General features: G+C 46.8%; 2 protein-coding genes and 2 pseudogenes. All 4 read left to right on the top strand.

The genetic code is table 11. From position 1 onward, the window contains the following. A pseudogene (locus BLX42_RS06600) lies at positions 1-246 on the top strand (hypothetical protein); the annotation flags it as partial. A gap of 179 nt (positions 247-425) precedes the next feature. Next, complete coding sequence (locus BLX42_RS06595) at positions 426-887, top strand: Imm26 family immunity protein (RefSeq protein WP_161871423.1); 462 nt, start codon at positions 426-428, stop codon at positions 885-887. Positions 888-1,236: 349 nt separating this feature from the next. Then, entirely contained in the window at positions 1,237-1,833 is a 597-nt protein-coding gene (locus BLX42_RS06590) for a hypothetical protein (RefSeq protein WP_161871422.1), read from the top strand. A 229-nt stretch (positions 1,834-2,062) separates the two neighbouring features. Beyond that, positions 2,063-2,476: pseudogene (locus tag BLX42_RS06585) on the top strand (hypothetical protein); the annotation flags it as partial.

The following is a 2,476-nucleotide window of genomic DNA, read 5'->3' as shown; positions in this document are numbered from 1 at the left end:
CCCCGCGTGGTCGAGCACTGGACCAGCGACGGCGAACACTTCCATTTCCGCTACGACTTCGCCCAGCGCATCAGCTGGGCCACGGACGTACTTGGCCGCGAGCTGGAGGTGCAGTACAACGCCGACCACCGCGTGTTCGCCAGCCGCGACTACGGCGGCGAGCGCTACGCCATTGCGCTGGACGACTACGGCAACATGGTCGGCCTGACCCTGCCGGACTGTAACCAGCGGCACTTCAAGTACGAGGCTCATATAGAGCACTAAGAGACGAAAACTGGAGTGATTGGTGAGGATATCTCGTCGACTAATCGCGGTAATAAAATCGATACTTATGATCATGCTAATACAACAAGAATTGTCGCTCGACAGGCGAACTTTGAAAGTGATTTTGAAAGAAAGACTGCTGGTTTGAAAGAGGCTTATGGATGAGTGCTATTCAATTTTTTGGTTGGGATAAAAAAGCAAAAACTGCATTGCGAAGTATAAAGATTGGAGATATTTTCTGCTTTGTAATAAATTGCAGAGGCTATGGTGTAGGGCGAATTATGACCCGTAATAGCCTTGGTCATGTTGCGGAAATATTTGATGTCGTAACCCAAGAACCGAACTTAAATGAAATTCCTGAAAAAAGGTTTGCTAGGCCTGTTATTATTGATTCGTACTCACTTTTTGATCGTAAAGCGGAGGGGGACTGGCGGATTATTGCTCGCGACCTAGAGTATCAACCTTCGGTTGAGGAACCAGTCCGATTTGTTTATGGGGTGGCTGACAATGTAAAACTGGTTGATATATTTGACAATGAAGTACCCTTTAGCGGTGCTAGAGCTAGCTTTCCTCTCTATGTGTCTATGGGTGATGAAGATATTAAAGAGTTCATGGGTGTTTAACTAGGTGTCGGTAATTGGCTTTCTTGTTCTTTGTAGGGTTGTTGTAAATAAGTCGTTCGGTGGTTAGCTGAGTGAAAGTATGCTAGCTGTATGTAGGTTTAGCCTGAAGAATTCTGATGTGGGTCAATTTTATTCTGCATTAAGTGTGGGGTTGAATGCCAAGCTTGTCTCGTTCGCTTTCATTTATGCTCTGAATCGATTAGAGGTGTTTATTAAAGGGTTTCTATCAGCATGTATTTGATAAGCTCTCCGGGACTAATGCATGCGAAGAATTCTTAAGCGCTCTCTCAGATGTAAAAAAGTCCATGCTCGATGGGGTTACAGTTAGAGCTGATAGGTGATATTTTTAGTGAAAAAAATACTAGAAGATTTAAAAGATGAAGCTATTAAGATGCTGACTGACGCATCGTTCCTTTCCACTTTTACGACACATGATAAGTCGATAGATCGGGAGCTGTGGTCGAAGGGGGCGGCCTATTCAATTGTTCCTTTTGAGCTGGAGATGTCGGGAGTAACTCCATCGAAGATGAGTCAAAAGGTACCAGTAAATAAAAAGAATGCGCACAGGCATTGTTATGTCGGCAGCTGCATTGATAGGATTGAAGTTTATAACTCTAAGGGCGAAGTTCATGAAGTTGAGCGATTTTTGCACCTTGAAAATCGAGTCTATGCACTTAGTACAAATCGTCATGCTGAAAATCTTTGGTTGAAGATAGCAGAGTACAGCTCTGAAGGTTCGGTAATCCGATCCTGTCGGGTTGACAATGATTCTGAGTTTTGGTCTTTTGCTTATGACTGGGACTTACGAGGGCTTAAAGAGATTACAAGTTTTTCCTCTAACAGCGTTCCAGGTGTCAAAATTTATCCAGAGTATAATGCAGGGTTTGAGCTACAAGGGATGTACTTTTTGAATGCTGGCTCAAAAATATATGTTTACAGGTGTTGATTTTTTTGCGCTTGGGTGAGGCTCGATCTTTAAAAGTTCAGGTGCGAAAGCGGATGCCAACTTTGTCTCATTCGCTTTCATGTTTTTCTAACTGGTGTAGTTGGAGTTTTTGCTAAACACCTTTACAAAACCACTAATGTCGAAATAAATCCGCGACAGGTGAAAAGACCGACCCGCTGTACCGCTTTACCGCACCATCGCCTACGAATACCACCACTTGACCACCCTGGTAACCAAGGTCACCCATCCGGACGGCACCTCAGTGACCTTTACTTACAACCCGTACGGCCAGATGCTGACCCGCACCGATGGCAAAGGCCAGCGGATTCGCTACGAGTATGACAAGGCCATACGCCTGACCGCGCTGGTCAACGAGAACAACTCGACGTATAGCTTTGCTTACGATGCGTCGGACCGGCTGACTGAAGAAGTGCGGGTGGACAACCTGACCCGGCGCTTCGCCTATAACGCAGGGGGTCATCCGACCCGGCTCGATGAGATTGGCTACGGCGAGAACGGTGAGCGTCCTGCGCAAGGTCAACCACCTGTACTACGGCAGCGGGCACCTGCACCAGCTGAACCATGGAGCGCGATGACCTGCACCGCGAGGTGTACCGCACGCAGGGCAAGCTCACCAGTTGCT

It is taken from the genome of Pseudomonas sp. SG-MS2 (assembly GCF_009933855.1).
Classification (GTDB): Bacteria; Pseudomonadota; Gammaproteobacteria; order Pseudomonadales; family Pseudomonadaceae; genus Aquipseudomonas; species Aquipseudomonas putida_E.
The sequence above is the reverse complement of the archived record's forward strand: the minus strand, read 5'-3'. Positions and strand labels throughout refer to the sequence as shown.